Here is a 17,220-nt window from a genome sequence, read left to right as displayed (position 1 = left end):
CCATGCGACATCCGGAATGGGAAAAACGCCTCGTGGCTGTCACGGAGGCGCACATAAACACGCCTCTGGTCTGGGGAAAGTCAGATTGTCTTCTCACCACATCCGACGCGATTGAAGCGGTTACAGGCATCGATCCTGCAGCTGAAGTGCGTAGTAAATACAAAAGCCGTGCAGGGGCTTATCGACTGATCAAGCAGCGAGGGTTTGCCAGCTTAAGCGCCGTCCTGGCCGACCGCTTTGAAGAAACGCCTGTTGCGATGGCGCAGCGGGGTGACGTCGGCATTTTTGAGAAAACTGTCGGCTACTTCTGTGAATACGGCTTCGCGGTGAAAGGCGAGGACGGTTTGCGCTTCCTGCCACGCACAATGGCCGAGAGGGCCTTCAAGGTTTCCTGATGTTTTACATTCTGGCGATTATCTTCGCGCTGCTGGCAACACCTGCGGCGGCGGACCCTGTTTCTATTGTGACAGGGCTAGTAGGCCTTGGCTCGTGGCTATTCGGCGGTACCGTCCTTGCAAACATTGTGCTTGGCGGTCTTCTGGTCGCCGCAAAATACGCGCTCACATCAATCTTTCAGCAGACGCCTAAGTCCTCGGCCTCTGCCACAGAAACTAAGTACGGCGAAAATCTCGTGCGTGAGGTCGGCCTCGGCGTCTTTGGCACGATGGGGCATCACGTTTATCGCAACGCATTCGGTAAAGGTAACCGAATGGTGCAGGACGTGTTCAAGCTTTCGGACTTTCGATGCGTCGAGCTCTTGCGCGTGCAGATGGATGGCGAATGGAAGAATTTAACCCCTGACGACATTGCATATGGCAGGAAAGTACTGGGTGTCCACGAAGGCGGCGAAGTGTGGGTTCGCTTCTATCAGGGGAAGATGGATCAGGCCGCTGATTATAATCTAATTGCCGATGCCAATCCGCCTGGTCGCTGGACTTCAGATCATCGTGGGGCAGGTATCTGTTACGTCGTGGTCACGTCACGCATGGAGGCCGATAATCTGACTTCGCCGCCGAGCCTTATGTTCGAGGTTCGTGGCGCTCCATTGTATGACCCGCGCTTTGACACGAGTGTCGGCGGGTCCGGAACTCAGCGCAGAAACAATCAGGATACTTGGGCTTTCTCCGATAATCCCGCTGTCATGATGTATAATCTTGAACTAGGCATCTACAACGGCACTGAAAAAATCGTTGGCCGAGGCGTTGCCCAGAGCCGTTTGCCTTTGTCTGAATGGTTCACCGCGATGAATATCTGCGATGAAATCATGCCAGACGGTAGCAAGCGTTATGCAGCGGCATTGATTGCTTCATCTGGTGACGGGGTTACGCACGAAACCAACATGACGCCATTGCGCGAAGCTTGTGCGGGTTCTTGGATTGAAGGCGTTACGGGTGAATATCCAATCGTAGGCGCTAATCAGGCAGTGGTTGCGACAATCACTGATAATGACATCGCATGGGAGAAATCATTCCAGCTGTCATTGACGCGTACCCGGACTGAGCTCGTCAACACTGTTGCGGCTTCGTATGTCAGCCCAGACTTGTTCTATGAAACGACTTCACTTACCACGCGTGTTGATGCTGCTGCATTGGCTCAGGATCGCGAGCGACTGGCTTCCAAGGTTGACTACACCGCCGTTACTGATCCGCGTGTAGGCGACCGTCTGGCAGATATCGCTATCCGTGCCTCACGTTATCAGGCGAACGGCAACTTCACCGTCCATCCGAAGTTTCTTGAATTGAAGGTGGGGCAGTGGGTTCAGTGGGTATCAGCCCGCTATAACCGCACAATTAAGTTTCAGGTTCATTCCAAATCCCTTGGCGCAATGGGCAGCGACAGCGTTCGCGATGTTTCCATCTCGTGGCAGGAGGTTGGAGACGGCATCTTTGATCCAACAGCATACGCGACAAATCCGCCTGTTCCAACGCCGAATGGCCAGCCTGACTATCAGGCGCAATTATCCAACTTCAACGCCATCCCTAACAAGGTCATTGGCGATGATGGCCAAGAATACCCCGGCATTCGGTTGTTCTGGGACGCGATAGACGACATCACTGTTGAAGGCGTCGATATTCAGTATTGGCCAGAGAATGACCCCGAACAGGTATTCACGGCTTACGTGCCGCGTGACGTAACTGTCTTTCAGATCGTGAATGGCCTGACCAGCAAGTCAGAATGGAATGTTCGCTATCGTCTCAAGGTGGCTTCAGGAACACGTCCTGTGGCTTGGTCTGATCCCGTGTTGGTTCTGACGCAAGAAACCACAAGCGACGACAGCCCAGTCGATTATGGCCGTCTGGATGATGATCTTTCGGGGCTGATCAACTGGATAACCGACGACATGCGTGAGCTGAAAAGGCAAGCGCAGGAACTGGCAACCAGCACGGCGGACAATCATAACAGCAACTATGCTGATATGCAGCAGATCCGGCGTCAGCTTACAAGCACGTTTGGAACGGCGAGGGCATCGTGGCAGGAAGATATCCTTGTTGCGACCGGACCAAATAGCGCCATCGGACAGCAGCTAACGCAGATCAATGTAAGCCTTGGCACAAAGGCCGATGCAAGCACGGTTGTCCTCCTTCAAAGCCGCGTTGATGGCGTTGAAGGCGATATGACTGCCATTTCGAATGCTCTGACTGAGGTTAATGCATCGGTCGATGGAACTGTCTCTAACGCCGCTTGGCGGATGACGGCAACGTCAGGCAGCGGTGGGGCATCAACGAAAATATCTGCATTCGCCCGCGTTGGCACTGCTGACAGTTGGAAAGAGGCGGGATGGTTCGTCAATGTGACCACCACAGGCAGCCAGTTTGTGGTGATTTCCAATCAGTTTGCTATCGCAAATCCCGGCGCAAGCGGTGGGTATACGTATCCGTTTGTTGTTCAGAATGATGAGGTCTACGCCATGAACGTGCGGCTTGGTACGCTGAAATTCGACCGGCTTTTGTCGAACAACAGCAAGCTGGATATTCGCGGCGACGGTACCAACGCTTACATCAGGATTTTCGTCTAATGGTCAACTGGTATGCTGGCTGGAAGCCTGGTGTCGGACCCGTAATGAAAATCATGAAGTTCGACGGTGACGATCCGCTGGGTGTGGCGAACAGTGCATTCAGCCGGTTCTATTTCAATTCTGAGGCAAGCAACCTTTCTTACGTGTTTGGTCATTTCCAATTGCCTCAGACACTGAACAAATCGAACTATCCGGGTAGCTATGATCCGGGTAGTTTCTACGGCTTGCAGACAGGGGCTATGACCGATCAGTGGGTTATGAAAAGCTCATATACCACCGCAGGCGCGAACACGGCTCGGTATGACATTTATGGTCTTATCGGAAGAATGCCTGATATCCAGAGCACAATCCCGTTTGCAGAGATGAAGTTCATCTCTGGTGATGGAACGGCTCGCATTCTCTATAATTTCAAGCCAAGCACGTCATCGGCTTACTATTTCTCAGTAACCAACTACGGCGTGACCTGCTACTCGTATGAAACTCAACCGACTGGCCTTGGCTATCGACGCATACCAAGCCAGTTCGGATATCAGGGCTGGTGCATTAGACCATCAAACCAGTCAGCTGGATTTGAAGCTTACCTTTCGGGTGATTGGGATTTTGTCACAACGATGATTTGGGATTTGCCGTGCAACAACGTGGCGATCCCGACACCGAATGGCACGCCTATATCTGGTCAACTTGCCTTTGCCTTGGAGCCGACGCGCGCAAAGATGGCGAGGCCGGGCTTTAGCGTCGATACGGCAACCGGTCGCCAGTTGATCATGGACAGCAACCGCACGCCGGTAAAATGCGTGATGATGGGAGAAACACCGGCTATTCAGCCAGGTGGATCATACTTTGTTGCTAAACCGGCATCCATCGACTTTGATCTTTCGCCATCGATGGTTTGTGACACGATCTGCAGCTTGAATGGCTGGGGCTTCGTTATTCCACCAGTGAACTTGAACACCGGCTTCACTGAAGAGCGCACAGACGCGTTTTACAAAGTGGAGCCGGGTGGTATTCGGTTCTCTGTCACTGGAACACACTCCGTTGCTATTCGCTTCATGCTCTACGCAACAGGTTTGCAGGGTTATACGAGCGGTGGCAATCAGGTCGTGAGAAAGCTCGGCAATGAGCATTTCCAGATCAAAAGGCCGGGTTCAAGCGACACCGTGCCCGGTTACAACGACATCCTGATCGACACACGTTTCAGCGCTGTCACCGTACTTGCTGAGGGTTATATCCCGGCCGCGAACTTCAGTTCGGCCAATCAGGTAAACTGGCGCTACGGCAATATTGGCGCCCGTATCAACTTCGACAGTCAGGGAATGTTCGTGTTCCCAAAGGTCATTGTCGAGTTTGGTGACATGTTCAGGCAGGGCAACCACGCGATGTATGTTTCGCCGGGGAGTGGCACTGTTGAGGTGCTTCGCCAGTCGATGGCGACGGTTGTTAATTCTGACCATTGCGTCGTTCACATATCGCCGGGAAACAGCGCGGGACCGGGTGTAACCGGGTTCCCTGATCCTGTTGGCGTTCGCTACTACATCCTTGGAGCTGCAACGCTCTAAACATCCGAAAATCGGAGAATACAATGGCTGTTTTGTCAGATTACACCTCTGGCACGATTACGCTCGCCAATGGCTCAACGGCTGTCACCGGCACAGGTACGCTGTTTGATGTGGCGAAGTTCCGTGAAGGCGACACCCTTCAAATCCAGAACCTGACGGCTGTTATTGCCAGCGTGAATAGCAACACGTCGCTGACACTGACCTCGCCATGGACTGGCACGTCGTTAACAAACGCACCTTATCGTGCGCGGTATTTGCCAGACGGTGCCCGTGTGACAGCGCAAGCGACAACTCTTATCGAGCTGCTTGGCAATGGCGTTCTTTCCAGTCTTGCTGAGATTGGTGTTGAGGAAGGCAAGGCGCCAGTTGGTAACGCAACTGGTGGGTATGAGCTGAAGCCCTTTCCGACTGACCCGAACGGCAGTCTTGGCAAGCTTGCGGCGCTCACATTGGCTGCACGTCAGATTTTGCAGACTGACGGTACAGGTGCACTCACCGCACTGACACTTGCCGCCCAACAGATACTTCAGACGGACGCAAACGGCGCGCTCAAAGCTATCGCGCTTTTGGCAAATAAGGCACTCGTCACTGACGCGAACAAGGACGTTCAGCAGATCGATCTTGGAGCACTAGGACGAACCTTATTAGCGCTGTCTGCCGGGACGAATGCTCAATACATTCAAGGCGACGGCACAGTTCAGGCTAAAACTGGCTTACCTATTAGCACAGCTACGCAGACTGCACTTAACGCAAAAGCCAACAACAGCGGCGCAGCATTTACTACTGGCATCTCAATAAATTCTGGCAATCCCGGAACAGGCCAGACTTTGATCAACTTCGGCTGGTCGGGACGTCAGCCAAGCTACAAGATGTTTTTAGGTTCTGGTGAACAGTTCATTATGGACTTGTACGACGGCATAACCGGGAATTATGTCCGTGGTGCATTTCAGGTTGATAGGTCTGGCAACACAGCATTCTATGGTTCCATCTCCAAGGCGGGAGGAACGTTCCTAATCGATCATCCACTTGATCCATTCAATAAGAACCTTCGGCATGGCTTCGTAGAAAGCACGGAATACGTCAACATCTATCGCGGAATGGTTGACCTGGTAGATGGCCGAATGACTGTCGATATTGATGCGGCATTCGGGATGACGGATGGAACCTTCGCAGCACTCAATGCTGATGTGATGGTTTCCTCACTGCAAAACCAATACGGACCTGATCGTGTTTGGGTTGAAGCGCCAGCCGACAGCGGCAAATTCACAATCATCTGTGAAGACCCTGAAAGCACAGCAACTATCGCTTGGATGGTCACCGGGCGTCGTAACGATGCGTTCGTCCGTTCTGATCTCGATCCGAACACCGACAGCGAGGGCCGGTTTATTCCCGAATTTGAGAAGCCAGAATTTGAGGAGAACGAGGATGGCTGAATGCCCACGAGGCGTTGTTGAGCTCAAATCTGCGCACGGAACATTCTATAAAGGGGCAGGAGAATTTATCATCCCTGACGCCAAGCGATATTGCCAATTATGTCATCGAGTTGCTGCTCTCCTATTGAGCGTATTTTGTCGCCGCGATTTGGATCGTTTGACCCAATAGCTTCATTGGCAAGAAGGCGATGCGCAAGTTCGTTCAATGCTTTCAACTCCATATCTGGTTGTAAACTATTCGCGACCTGCCTGAAGGCTATGGCTCCTACTGCAATCTTAATCGCTAAGGTTGCGCCGAGGAGGTAATCGTCACGTTCGTTGCTCAATTATGTTCCCGCTAATAAATCCATATCTGAAAGTTTTAGACATGCAGAACACTAAAGAAATTGTTGACGCCACAAGGATAGGTAAAAAGGGCCTGCCAATGCACTATCAGGCATTCGGCATCCAACCGCCAATGAAAACAGTTCCGGTTGAAGCTGGCGAGCCGGTAGTGGATCATCCCGGCCTTAACCCTGTTGACGTTTACCGCCTCGAAATTCAGGCGATGATTGATGCCAAAGCCAGTGAACGCCAGTACGACAGCGGCGCAACACTCGCCAGCTACGTCAATTCGACAATTGAACAATGGGCCGCTGAAGCACAAGTGTTCGTCGCGTGGCGTGATGCTGTCTGGCTCTATGCATTAGCCGAGATGGACAAGGTGCAGAAAGGCGAACGCGATCAGCCAAGCGTTCCAGAATTCATCGCTGAATTGCCCGTGTTTGAATGGCCGCAAGTACAGGACGCACAATAAAAACCCCGGACGACGGTAGGTCAAATCCGGGGTTACACCTCTGGCAACTTTGACGGGCGGCCTTTGGTGCAAATTCATAATTTCAGAAGATCACATAAAAGAAAAGCCCCGACCGGTTGTGTGCGGTCGGGGCTTTGCGAGCCATCCAGTTGCGTCGTTAAGGATGGTCCGCGCCAGTCGATTTTAAACCCAGCATTGAACGAAGAAAACCCCGGCAGGCGGGCAAGCCATGGACCGGGGTTCCTCACTTAGCATTCGAGCGGGGGCTGTCGTGCAGTGAATAACTAGTAGCTAGATCACAATGTTCCGGCGTCAAGGGTTAGAACAAAAAAGCCCCAGCCCGTGGGTAATCGTTCCGAGCTGGGGCTTATCACTGGTGTAACACGAGCAAGTGCTTCGATACAGTGAATGGTTAAGAACTAGGGCGCGTAGCGGGTGAGGCAAGATCAGATAAAAACCCCGGCCAGCGGGGGCTGAACCGGTGTTGCGCACCGGGGTTGAGGATTTGGAACGGCGTGCATGCAGATATTCTCACAGCCTTAGGAAAAGGCAATGGCCCGACGCACAACGCGGCAGGACTACATTGTCCATCCGTATATCGCGAGAGCAACGCCCGCGACACCGCCAATCAGCGACCAACCCAGCATGCTAATGCCCATAAAGCTGTGATGTGATTCATCGGAAATCTTTCTGAAAACAGTTGCAACTAATAGGTTCACGGCGGCGCCAGCGATTAAACCTATGCCGTTAGCGACATAAGCCGCAGGATGAAGCGCCATGCTCTGCATAAGAAGAGGGCGCAACAGAAAAGTCGCACCCAGCATACCTGCAATCAGCACAAAAACCGAAATCATCCCGAATCCGGACCATCTAATAAACATTATCTAAACAACCTCTGTCTTGGGGAAGGTCATGCGGTAATGATTGCTGCTCGTTCATCGGGCAACCCTACTATCGTAAAATCCCCAAAAAAGACCGCCCTTGAGGCGGTTTTTTTCATGCCGAAAGGAAACACAATGAAACGATGCATCAACGCGACGGGGCTTTAAAAACGAATTCCGATGCCAGTACTTACCTTATACTGCGTCACCCCATTTGCCGGGCTGAAATCCAACTTTTCGTCAAGGAATGTATGCCGCATCTCACCCTCTAAGCGAGTGAAGTAGCGGTCGAAGTGATACTCAGATCCCAGTGCAAGTGTTGCCGTCGGGCGAGTGACTGTTCGCGAGGATGATGTGATGGAACCATTGTAGGGATTATTGCAGGCAGCCGTCCAATATTCCGTTGTATTTGGCGAAGTATACCGAGTTTCAGTTGTGGTGCTGCCACATAGAACAGACTTGGAATCATCATAACCAAACGTTTCCTTGATGCGAGACAATCCGGCACCAACTCGTCCATAGACGATCCAGCTATCAAATTGCTGACCAAACCTTAGGCTAAGTGTTGGAGCAATTTGTTCACTGTATCGATAGAATGAACTCCCGGCTGATTTCTGCGTACCACCGGCATACTCAAATGTATCAGCGGACCCAACGGGCTTACCGTGTGGTGAACTAGACCAACCCCACCCGCCTTGTCGTGGGAATTCGTATGAATATTCTTGATGGTCGAATGATCTTTTCTTTTCAGTGAGGTCTCCGGTGATATCCACTTGGAGGCCAAAAAGCGTATTCCCTGAGAACGCATTATACCCGCCAGTTATGCCGATAGTTGGAGAGTTTGCTCGAAACAAATCGAAGTCTGAATAGCCGTTCGGTATGCCATTCACGTAACCGTAATCTGCTCTATCAATTTTACTGCTGCTACCAAAACCAAAGGTCGCACCAAGGTAGAAGCCTGACAAGTCTTTTTGTTTGGGCAAACCAGAACTTGCCTCGCCTCCGAGGTTGACGTGCTCAACTGGCGCGTCGACAATTCTGTCATAGCAGTCAAGCCGTTCAGCCTTATTGCTGATACTGCGGCATTCCCCCAGCGATTTCGATTCAGCCACACCCAAGCCAGCGCCGATCAAGAGCGCCATAATCCCCAAACGTTTCATACCCGCCCTCACAAGTTGTGGCGGCAATCTAGGACAATCAAATGAACAAAACAACGTTCTTCGCGTATGCGAGGCGCGCGCCTTTTGGCGGCCGTTTGAGCCAGGCTCAGGTTGATGGCACCTCTGCTATCGTGGCCGAGGCCGAGCGCCGTAATCTACCCGACGAGCAGATCGCGTACATCCTTGCAACGGTCTTTCATGAGACAGGCGGCAAGATGCAGCCGGTTGTTGAGAATCTGAATTATACGAGTGCGGCGCAAATTCGGAAGACGTGGCCGAAGCGGTTCCCAACTGTAGCCAGCGCACAACCATATATTCGCCAGCCTCAAAAGCTTGCTAATAAGGTCTACGGCGGTCGCATGGGCAACGACAGTGTCAACGACGGCTGGACCTATCGCGGACGAGGCCTTCCTCAGATCACTGGCGAGGACAATTACAAGAAGTTCGGTATTGCCGATGCACCTGAGAAGGCACTAGAGCTTACCACTGCAATCCGCATCCTCTTTGAAGGCATGGTGCTGGGCAAGTTCACCGGCCGCAAGCTCGCAGATTATTTCGGCAAGGGCAAAGCAGATCCTGAAGGCGCGCGAGCCATCGTCAACGGCACTGACAAGGCCACGCTGATTGCTGGCTATTATCGCAACTTCCTCGACAGCTTGACCGCAGCGCGAGAAATGAAAGCTGCGTCTGTTGATGACGCGAAGCCTGACGACGTGCCTTTGCTCAAGGATAAAACGGTGCAGACCATTGTCGCAGCTGGTGGCGGTACGTTCGTGACCGGCCTTATCGGCGCGGTTTCAAATCCGTGGGCATTCCTGACGGTTGCTCTGATTGTCGTTGCCTTGGGCGGCGGCTTCTGGCTCTGGCATACAGGTAGGCTCGAACTGAAGAGGGTGGCGGCGTGAGAATCGTAATTGATTACGACGCTGAAGCACAGACTGCAGAAGTTGCGATTGGCGGAAAGGTCCAGCGTTGGACCCATGCGAGGCTAACTCTCGCGCAAGGCATAACCGAAACACGCGACGGGTATCTGATCCGCCGCGAATGCGACGGTTCGAAGTCCTTGCTTCTTACAGGAGGGCAGACATGAGCGAATTGAAGATTGAAGTGAAACAACTTCCCAAGGGAGAAAGTACAGAATGGGGCGCATTCTATGCTGAAGTTGACGGAAGAGTTGTTGGCGCTCCCGGCAGGCCTTTTTGGCGAACTAGGAAGGACGCTCATCGGTGTGGTGAGCGATTCGTCGCACATATAACTGGTACAGCTTGGCCCAATGGATCTGCGGCATGACCTTCCTCTTAGCCCTCCGCTCCAAGCTGACAGGCTACGCCGTTGTTCTTAGCGCGGCGCTGGCCGTCCTTGTCAGCGCGTACCTCAAAGGCCGGTCTGACAGCAAAACGGCTCAGACTGCGCGCGACGCTCAATCCGCAACCAAAGCACGGAAGATAGAAAATGAAGTCAGCCGTCTTGATGACAGCGCTGTTGACGCTCGGCTTGCTAAGTGGATGCGCGACAAGCGGTAACTATTGCGATGTGGCGCGAGCGATCTACGCCAGTCACGACGACACGTCAGAAACCAAGCGCCAGATTCTGGCCGAGAATGAGAAAATGGAAAAGCTGTGCGGGGTACGGCCTTGAGGTCAGTTGCCCAAAGGCTCCGTCACTCCCGGTGTTTGCTCTTTCGGCATGAACGCCCGTCTTTCTTCGTATTTCACGATGAAGACTATAGCTGCCAGTGCAACAACCACCGGCACCGCGATACATAAAACCCGCAGAACCGCACCGAAGATTTCGCCAATCAAACTGTTCGATACCTGTCTCATGCAGCAATCATATCAGCAAAGACCTTAAGCGAACACAAAGGGGCATATTAACTATGTTTAATCTAAAGAGAAACGAAGCATGACCGGCACTGAAATCATGGGCGTTGTCGGCTTCATCGTGATGCTGTTCGGCTTTCTGTTTGGCCTTTGGAAGTACGTCGACAGCAAGATCAACGCTGCGAGAAACGAAACGGCCGCCAAGGCCGAAGCAGCAACAGCGCTTGCCGCGCTGACGCGGCAGGAATTGTCAGACTACAAACTACGCGCGGCCGAAACATTCGCCACAAAGGCGGGGATGCAGGAACAGACCTCACAGATCATGCGCGCCATCGAAAGCGTTGCAAACCGCATCGACGGGCTCACTGAGCGTATGGATCGTGTGTTTGAGCAGAAGACAACGCGGGCGAGGGGGTGACGAAAGAGTGCAAATTCACAGTAGTAATTGCTGTAATTTATCAATTATATGTTGATTATTCACTTGACGGGTCCGTCAACTACGCCATATACAAATCATGCGTCACGGAAAGTGTTCACTAAATGAAGTGACCGCACCTACTGCCTGCCCAGGAGGGGTCCATCGCGACACCGATAGTAACTCGAAGCAGGAACAACGGTAAAGTGCCGACGCTATCTTTTTAAAGGGTTGCTCCCGGCAACCCTTTTTTCTATTCAGCGGCCTCCAGCCATTCTGGTCTGTCTTCGCCGAGATCGATATTTCGAAACTGAAGGCGTCCACCACGCCACAGACCGCCGCAATAGACATTGTCCGACAGGTCGAAATTTCCCGCAGCTACTTCTTTGTAAGTAGTATTTGAAATGACATCCGCAATTTGCACTCCACTCGTTCTGCTACTTTCGGAAAACTGTATAGAAAACCTTGCTTCGGAATTTTGAATAAATCGACCATGCAAATCGATTTCTAGTTCTTTCATCACGGGCGCCGAGTATTTACCGCCATCTGGTTTGATTGTAACGCTTCCGTTATAACCCTCTAAATGTGCGGAACAGGATTGAAATATCAACTCATTGTATATGTGTATAGGCGATTTTTTGTGAAGTAGCCAAGCACCCGCTCTGTCCGTTCGAGTGCATCCAACAACTACACTTGCCGCATCATCAATACGGTCAAGCATATCGAAAAAGCACATTCTATCATCATGATTGAAACTGCTACCCTTCAATTCGCCTGATATTCGCCTTTTCTTTCGAAAGTCTCTCACAAACCGATCTGCGATATTTTGATCAATCGTTACTGATGCAACGACTAACGTTCCTATCTCACAGCCGCCACTTTCATCGCAGAATATTTGCATCGTCGAAATACCAAACCATCTAATTAGTACAACTGATGATGGAAGCGGCAACTATCGTCAAGTATTGGTTTATCATACGGCCGCAGACGCTAGATATTGTGGGAATGCTATGGGGGCAAATGTGGATAACGGGGACTCAACACTTGAGATGATGTGTTGGTAGCGGCGATTCAGATGTACCAACTCTCATCTGCTCTTGACGCCTCTTTCACTTCCACCACAATGACAAATTGCGGGCCACCAACCCGCAAACCAACCAACACGAGGAGACTGTATGTCTGAACAGGCACAGGGCGCGGGTGCGCGCGTAAACACGGGTGGGCCTGCTCACCCATTCCTTACATGGCAAAATCCGCAAGGGTTCCGCATAGGCAGTCTGCATGAAGGCATGACCCTTCGCGACCACTTTGCTGGTTTGGCAATGCTTGAAGGGTTACGTCGGTCAAATGAACTGTTTGAGAAGGACGGTACTGATATTGAGCTCAGCAGCACAGCCGAAGAAGCTTACAGCGCAGCCGACGCCATGATCGCCGCCAGAGGTGCCGCATGAGCAAGACTTTTGCAGTCGCGGACCTTCACGGTCGTTACGATTTATTGCTGTCCGCAATCGAACGCATTGAGCAAAGCAGCCACTCTGGCGGCACTATTGTCTTCACGGGCGATTACGTTGACCGCGGGCCACAAAGCGCGCAGATCATTGAACGGCTGATGAAAGGCCCGGATGATCCGCAGCGCTGGAAGTGGATATGCTTGCAGGGCAATCATGAGGAAATCATGTTGACTTGCCTTCTCGCCACCGGACTTGCAGGATCCTATTGGATGCCGAACGGCGGCGGCGCGACGCTTCTGTCGTATGGAGGAAAGGAAGGAGACTCTATCTCTGCCGCACTCACGCTTGTTCCACAGGCGCACATCGACTGGCTCAAATCCTTGCCTCTCATCCATGTCGATGAGCATCGCGTATTCGTTCATGCTGGTGTTGACGAGACAATTCCGCTTGATGAGCAAACGCCGCAGACCATGCAATGGATGCTCTATCCAGATGGGTATGAAGGCGGGCATCGCGAAAGGCACGTTGTTCATGGCCATCATCAATTTGAAGATGGCCCGTTGCTATTTTCAGGACGCACTGACCTGGACACCTTCGCTTGGTATACCGGCCGTCTAGTGGTCGGCGTGTTCGACGACAGCAAGCCCGGCGGCCCGGTCTCCACGATTGAAATCAAAGGCCCGTCAATACACGAGCTTCGAGGACACTAAATGCTCTCAAAACAAGAACTAGCCCGCCGTGTTGCTGCGTATCAGCAGCACGGCACGATAACGAAAGCTGCACACGCATGCGGCGTCAAGAAGTCTGCATTTCACGACAGCATTAAACGCGCGGCCGAGCTTGGGCTGATGGGTCCGAAGGAAACGCTACCCGGCTATGCAATCAAAAGCCTGACTGAGACACCTAACGGCACATACATGCGCCAGACGAAAGAGGCTGGCCCGGTCTATGAGGCTACCGCCGGTTTGGCCGTCAAAGGCAAGACGACGCTCGTTAACAGCGAAGGCCGCATTGTCACTCAGCATATCATGGAACGTGCGGACGCCGACCAACAGCGTGCAGCAATCACAGCCATGGTTGAAGCGCTTAAAGAAGATCTGCCGCGCGTATCGATCTTGCCAGCTCCAAAGGGCTGCCGCGATGATCTGTTGAACCAGTTCACGATCACTGACAACCATTTCGGCATGATGTCGTGGCGCGAAGAAACTGGCAGCGATTACGATCTGCGGATTGCCGAGCAGCTATTGCTCGATTGGTTCTCGGCAGCAGTAGCGCAAGCGCCTGACGCTCACACGGCCATTCTGGCTCAGCTCGGCGACCTGATGCACCACGATGCGCTTGAAAGCGTCACACCTGCCCACAAGCATGTTCTGGATGCAGACAGCCGCCTGCAGAAAGTCATTCGAATTGTGATCCGCACAATCCGCCGCATCATCGACATGCTTTTGCAGAAGCACGAGCGCGTTCATGTCGTGATGGCTTCGGGCAACCACGACCCAGCCTCATCTGCTTGGCTGCGTGAAATGCTGGCCGTAATGTACGAGAACGAGCCGCGCATCACTGTCGATAATTCCCCCTCGCTCTATTACGCGTTCGAGTGGGGCAGCACGATGCTTGCCTATCATCACGGGCACAAGCGAGGTGTCGCAAATATCGAGGGCACGATTGCTGGCATGTTCCGTGGAATGTTTGGCCGTTCGCTTCAAGCATATGTTCATATCGGACACAGACACAGCGACGATGCCAGAAAAGGCACGCTGATGTATGTCGAGCAGCATGAAACGCTCGCGGCACCAGACGCTTATGCGGCTGGAGGTGGCTGGCTGTCGGGTCGATCAGCTAAGCGGATAACCTATAGCAAGCAGTTTGGTGAAGTTGGTCGCGATATTCTCCGGCCTGAAATGGTCGCTGGGAAGTACGCTGCTGCGAATGACAATGCGGCAAGCGAGAGGAGGGCGGCATGAGAAAAATTGTACAGTGGCTTCTGAGTAGGGCGGCTAATCTTACTCCGAATGTTACTTATTATGCGAAGTCATGGCCTATGCGCATAAATAACCAATTAGCGGAGGTCGCATCGCAGCGCGGCGGCAAATCAACCCCAATGACCGTTGCTGCAATCTCATTGTGCTGTGCGATGCATGAAGGACTTCGCGTCGGTGACGAGGCCACTATTGATCTAACTGGCGTTACAACAGGCGGATTAGATGTAGGAAGCTTTACCGTAATTTTAAAACGGGTCGCCGCTTAACCAACAACGCCGCCCACCAAGCGGCGTTTCACCACAACACGAGGAGAGAATATGGAATTGCACCAGCTATACGGCGTAAACAGGCCGGGAGATGAATGGATAGAAGGACCTGAAGACAAAGCCGCACGCGCGGTTGTTGAAGGTAGGGCATTTATAAGTTCCTCGCCAAAAACTTATAACGATAACCACCAGCCACTCGTCATTATCGAAACGCCTTACAGCGGAGACGTGGAAGCCAACACCACATATGCGCGGGTCTGCTTATTAGACAGCCTGCGGCGAGGCGAGGCACCGATTGCCAGCCATTTGCTGCATACGCAAGTGCTGGACGATATACAGCCCGATGAACGGTTGGTGGGCATTGAGGCAGGTCTCGCCTGGTATCGCGTGGCAACGAAATGCGTTGTTTACACTGATCGTGGTATCAGCGCTGGAATAAAGATGGGCATTGATCGCGCTGAACAGCACGGCGTGCCAGTTGAGTATCGAAGAATTGAGAATTGGGCAGCGGCGTGATGGGCGAAAATATTGCAGCAATTAAACTTGATCACCACATCGAAGAGCTTGTGCAAGCTGCCGTCCTTGCAGAGCGCCAGCGATGTGCTGCTATAGCGCTTTGCGTTTTTGACGATGACGATGTCTGGTCAGATAGCCATAGAACTGCTGGAGGCATTATAGCCGAAGCCATCCTCGCAGGAGATTCAGCATGAACCAATTCGACGTCGGCCAAAAAGTCGTCTGCATCGATTCAGTCGTTGGCTTTGAGCAATTCCTTGAGGTGAAGGAAGGCGAAATTTACGAGATCGAGTGGATCGGACCTTTTGAGCATTATATTCACGGCTCTTACATCGGCGTTCGTCTCAAGGGTGTCGATCGCGGAACTTGCCCGCAGTTTGGTTATGAAAACCCGCCTTTTGCAGCGAGGCGCTTTCGCCCGCTTGTGGAAGATAAGCTGTCAGCGCTGCGCGGCTTACTGGCTGGCGGTCCTTTGACAGAGAAATTCGAAGAGCCAAACCGTAAGGTGAGGGAGGAAGTGTAATGGTGCCAGACGCAAAAATTGACCGTGAGATCCTCCGAGGCGATTTGGATAAACCGATCTCAATGAAGCATCTCATGCCGAAGCCTGTGCATTTAACTGATCTCGGTCTGCGATCCAGTAGCGTGATCAAATCCGACGGCGGCTCGACCAGCTATTACGAGCTGCCCGATGGCGCGAGCGAGCTCAATGATCTGATTGAACACAAAGGCATGTCCTTTGCGCTCGGCAACATCTTTAAGGCTTGCTATCGTTTTGGCGAGAAGGACGCAGCCAGCCGCCTTTACGATCTGAATAAGATCATATTCTTTGCCGAGCGGTTAAAGGCGATCGAACTGCGCGCGAAGTAAATCACTACTAGAGAAAGCCCCGGCACGAGAGGTGTGATCGAGTTGCCGGGGCTGCGCTTCGCGTGGACCCAGCTTCCTGTCACGAAGCGCGGCAAAATTTTATCAAAATGAATTTTCATTGAAAAGTGTGTTTTTACTCATCTGGCTCTGTACCAGTGAAGCCGCGATACATTCCAGCGGCGACAACCTTGACCGCGCTGGCGGCTTCTTCTGGTGCCCAACCAGCCGCGACGGCATCATCAATCAGATCACGGATGCCTGGAATAGCTGTGTCGGAAATCGCAGCCGCAGCATCTGCTTCGGATGTGCCAGACAGGGTAGCTTGCTCGATCAGATCCGCGATGCCTTGCGACATAGCTTCCTGACAATCAATTTCCCGATCCGGATATAGGCCTTCTCGTTTTGGTCCTTGCATAATTCTCTCCCTTTAAAAAGGAGGTAGGGCACTTATTACCGCCGTCCAGCTAAAGCGTCTTCGCCAAGTTGCCGGTGTTCGTAGCAGAACCAGAGCTGACCATACTTCGTCTTATAGCCATAGCTTCCCCACGCTTTGCAGCCGTCAGCGTCACACCAATGATCAAATCTCCCGGCCTGGCCTGCAATGCCGCTATCGGCTTTATATTCTGACATATTTACCTCGGCATTTTAGCCACGCCAAACTGGCTTTCGTTAAGCGATTTGCATTTGGTGCAGCGCAACCTTGGCTCTAGGCCAATTATGATCGTCTGCGTGCCGAACTTGCGAAACATCTCCCGCATCTCGATTTTTCCGTAATGGCCACATCTAAAACAGAAACCATACAGCTCGTACCATCTAGGAAGATCTTTAAAGCGGGCGTCACGCGGGACTTCAGCTAGAGTGTTGGGCTTGCGCATCTTTCAAAGTACGTCTCCCACGGTTTCGACTTCTTGTCAGACGGGTCATAGGGGACGCCTCCGTACAACCTGATGAATTCTTCCTGTCCTTCCTTGGTAGGGAAATGCGCAATATTGAAATCATGAGTTCCATGCTGCTTTCCTGTCCAAAGCCGATATCCGCCAAGTCGCTCTCGGTCATTG

Annotated in this window: 24 protein-coding genes; 17 read left to right on the top strand and 7 right to left on the bottom strand. The window is 52.3% G+C overall.

Annotated features, from left to right (window positions below; genetic code table 11):
- The first annotated feature begins 2 nt into the window (after positions 1-2).
- The 4 genes from QSJ70_RS23655 to QSJ70_RS23640 are packed head-to-tail and all read left to right on the top strand — an operon-like array spanning position 3 to position 6,005.
- Positions 3-395, top strand: coding sequence for a DUF6950 family protein (locus QSJ70_RS23655; protein WP_502871716.1), 393 nt, complete (start codon positions 3-5; stop codon positions 393-395).
- A complete protein-coding gene (locus QSJ70_RS23650; RefSeq protein WP_285540166.1) occupies positions 395-3,016 on the top strand; it encodes a phage tail protein in 2,622 nt (873 codons plus the stop codon). Before QSJ70_RS23655 ends, QSJ70_RS23650 begins: the two co-directional genes overlap by 1 nt.
- Entirely contained in the window at positions 3,016-4,572 is a 1,557-nt protein-coding gene (locus QSJ70_RS23645) for a hypothetical protein (RefSeq protein WP_285540164.1), read from the top strand. Before QSJ70_RS23650 ends, QSJ70_RS23645 begins: the two co-directional genes overlap by 1 nt.
- Positions 4,573-4,595: 23 nt before the next feature.
- Positions 4,596-6,005, top strand: coding sequence for a hypothetical protein (locus QSJ70_RS23640; protein WP_285540162.1), 1,410 nt, complete (start codon positions 4,596-4,598; stop codon positions 6,003-6,005).
- 68 nt (positions 6,006-6,073) lie between these two features.
- On the opposite strand, the gene QSJ70_RS23635 is transcribed toward QSJ70_RS23640, so the two are convergent.
- Positions 6,074-6,331, bottom strand: a complete 258-nt coding sequence (locus QSJ70_RS23635) for a hypothetical protein (RefSeq protein ID WP_285540158.1) — start codon at positions 6,329-6,331, stop codon at positions 6,074-6,076.
- A 41-nt stretch (positions 6,332-6,372) separates the two neighbouring features.
- Between QSJ70_RS23635 and QSJ70_RS23630 the strand changes: the two genes are divergently transcribed.
- On the top strand, positions 6,373-6,801 hold the full coding sequence (locus tag QSJ70_RS23630) for a hypothetical protein (protein ID WP_285540156.1): 429 nt from the start codon (positions 6,373-6,375) through the stop codon (positions 6,799-6,801).
- Positions 6,802-7,379: 578 nt separating this feature from the next.
- Here the strand turns inward: QSJ70_RS23630 and QSJ70_RS23625 are convergent.
- Positions 7,380-7,655 (bottom strand): hypothetical protein, encoded by a 276-nt coding sequence (locus tag QSJ70_RS23625; protein WP_285540154.1) that lies wholly within the window; start codon positions 7,653-7,655, stop codon positions 7,380-7,382.
- Between the two features lie 191 nt (positions 7,656-7,846).
- Positions 7,847-8,842 (bottom strand): hypothetical protein, encoded by a 996-nt coding sequence (locus QSJ70_RS23620; protein WP_285540152.1) that lies wholly within the window; start codon positions 8,840-8,842, stop codon positions 7,847-7,849.
- A 41-nt stretch (positions 8,843-8,883) separates the two neighbouring features.
- Between QSJ70_RS23620 and QSJ70_RS23615 the strand changes: the two genes are divergently transcribed.
- From QSJ70_RS23615 to QSJ70_RS23605, 3 genes are all read left to right on the top strand, one after another.
- Positions 8,884-9,747: a chitinase gene (locus QSJ70_RS23615; protein ID WP_285540150.1), complete on the top strand. Its 864-nt coding sequence runs from the start codon at positions 8,884-8,886 to the stop codon at positions 9,745-9,747.
- Positions 9,744-9,932: a hypothetical protein gene (locus tag QSJ70_RS23610; protein WP_285540148.1), complete on the top strand. Its 189-nt coding sequence runs from the start codon at positions 9,744-9,746 to the stop codon at positions 9,930-9,932. Before QSJ70_RS23615 ends, QSJ70_RS23610 begins: the two co-directional genes overlap by 4 nt.
- Before the next feature lie 362 nt (positions 9,933-10,294).
- Positions 10,295-10,480, top strand: coding sequence for a hypothetical protein (locus tag QSJ70_RS23605; protein WP_024898763.1), 186 nt, complete (start codon positions 10,295-10,297; stop codon positions 10,478-10,480).
- A 2-nt stretch (positions 10,481-10,482) separates the two neighbouring features.
- On the opposite strand, the gene QSJ70_RS23600 is transcribed toward QSJ70_RS23605, so the two are convergent.
- Positions 10,483-10,665 carry a hypothetical protein gene (locus QSJ70_RS23600; protein ID WP_285540144.1) on the bottom strand — a complete coding sequence of 61 codons (183 nt, stop codon included), beginning with the start codon at positions 10,663-10,665 and terminating at the stop codon, positions 10,483-10,485.
- A 79-nt stretch (positions 10,666-10,744) separates the two neighbouring features.
- Here QSJ70_RS23600 and QSJ70_RS23595 point away from each other — a divergent pair, with 79 nt between their 5' ends.
- A complete protein-coding gene (locus tag QSJ70_RS23595; RefSeq protein WP_285540142.1) occupies positions 10,745-11,080 on the top strand; it encodes a hypothetical protein in 336 nt (111 codons plus the stop codon).
- A gap of 250 nt (positions 11,081-11,330) precedes the next feature.
- Here the strand turns inward: QSJ70_RS23595 and QSJ70_RS23590 are convergent, their stop codons facing one another.
- Positions 11,331-11,978 (bottom strand): DUF3800 domain-containing protein, encoded by a 648-nt coding sequence (locus tag QSJ70_RS23590; RefSeq protein ID WP_285540140.1) that lies wholly within the window; start codon positions 11,976-11,978, stop codon positions 11,331-11,333.
- 274 nt (positions 11,979-12,252) lie between these two features.
- Between QSJ70_RS23590 and QSJ70_RS23585 the strand changes: the two genes are divergently transcribed.
- The 8 genes from QSJ70_RS23585 to QSJ70_RS23550 all read left to right on the top strand — a co-directional run bounded on the left by QSJ70_RS23585 (position 12,253) and on the right by QSJ70_RS23550 (position 16,162).
- Positions 12,253-12,528, top strand: coding sequence for a hypothetical protein (locus tag QSJ70_RS23585; protein ID WP_285540138.1), 276 nt, complete (start codon positions 12,253-12,255; stop codon positions 12,526-12,528).
- Positions 12,525-13,238, top strand: a complete 714-nt coding sequence (locus tag QSJ70_RS23580; RefSeq protein WP_285540136.1) for a metallophosphoesterase — start codon at positions 12,525-12,527, stop codon at positions 13,236-13,238. Before QSJ70_RS23585 ends, QSJ70_RS23580 begins: the two co-directional genes overlap by 4 nt.
- Complete coding sequence (locus QSJ70_RS23575) at positions 13,239-14,492, top strand: oxidoreductase (RefSeq protein ID WP_285540134.1); 1,254 nt, start codon at positions 13,239-13,241, stop codon at positions 14,490-14,492. It abuts the gene before it with no gap.
- Positions 14,489-14,776, top strand: coding sequence for a hypothetical protein (locus QSJ70_RS23570; protein WP_285540132.1), 288 nt, complete (start codon positions 14,489-14,491; stop codon positions 14,774-14,776). The genes QSJ70_RS23575 and QSJ70_RS23570 overlap by 4 nt, the downstream gene beginning before the upstream one ends.
- A gap of 51 nt (positions 14,777-14,827) precedes the next feature.
- Entirely contained in the window at positions 14,828-15,292 is a 465-nt protein-coding gene (locus QSJ70_RS23565) for a DUF7768 domain-containing protein (RefSeq protein ID WP_285540130.1), read from the top strand.
- Complete coding sequence (locus QSJ70_RS23560) at positions 15,292-15,486, top strand: hypothetical protein (RefSeq protein ID WP_285540128.1); 195 nt, start codon at positions 15,292-15,294, stop codon at positions 15,484-15,486. The genes QSJ70_RS23565 and QSJ70_RS23560 overlap by 1 nt, the downstream gene beginning before the upstream one ends.
- On the top strand, positions 15,483-15,815 hold the full coding sequence (locus tag QSJ70_RS23555; protein ID WP_285540127.1) for a hypothetical protein: 333 nt from the start codon (positions 15,483-15,485) through the stop codon (positions 15,813-15,815). The genes QSJ70_RS23560 and QSJ70_RS23555 overlap by 4 nt, the downstream gene beginning before the upstream one ends.
- 62 nt (positions 15,816-15,877) lie before the next feature.
- Positions 15,878-16,162: a hypothetical protein gene (locus tag QSJ70_RS23550; RefSeq protein WP_285540125.1), complete on the top strand. Its 285-nt coding sequence runs from the start codon at positions 15,878-15,880 to the stop codon at positions 16,160-16,162.
- Between the two features lie 133 nt (positions 16,163-16,295).
- On the opposite strand, the gene QSJ70_RS23545 is transcribed toward QSJ70_RS23550, so the two are convergent.
- Together QSJ70_RS23545 and QSJ70_RS23540 are read right to left on the bottom strand one after the other, a co-directional pair.
- Positions 16,296-16,577, bottom strand: coding sequence for a hypothetical protein (locus QSJ70_RS23545; RefSeq protein WP_285540123.1), 282 nt, complete (start codon positions 16,575-16,577; stop codon positions 16,296-16,298).
- A 35-nt stretch (positions 16,578-16,612) separates the two neighbouring features.
- Positions 16,613-16,792: a hypothetical protein gene (locus QSJ70_RS23540; RefSeq protein WP_285540121.1), complete on the bottom strand. Its 180-nt coding sequence runs from the start codon at positions 16,790-16,792 to the stop codon at positions 16,613-16,615.
- Between the last annotated feature and the right edge of the window lie 428 nt (positions 16,793-17,220).

The sequence above is a fragment of the Brucella sp. NBRC 12950 genome (assembly GCF_030268145.1).
Taxonomy (GTDB): Bacteria; Pseudomonadota; Alphaproteobacteria; order Rhizobiales; family Rhizobiaceae; genus Brucella.
Note: the sequence above shows the minus strand (reverse complement) of the source record. Positions and strands in the feature narration are given on the sequence as shown.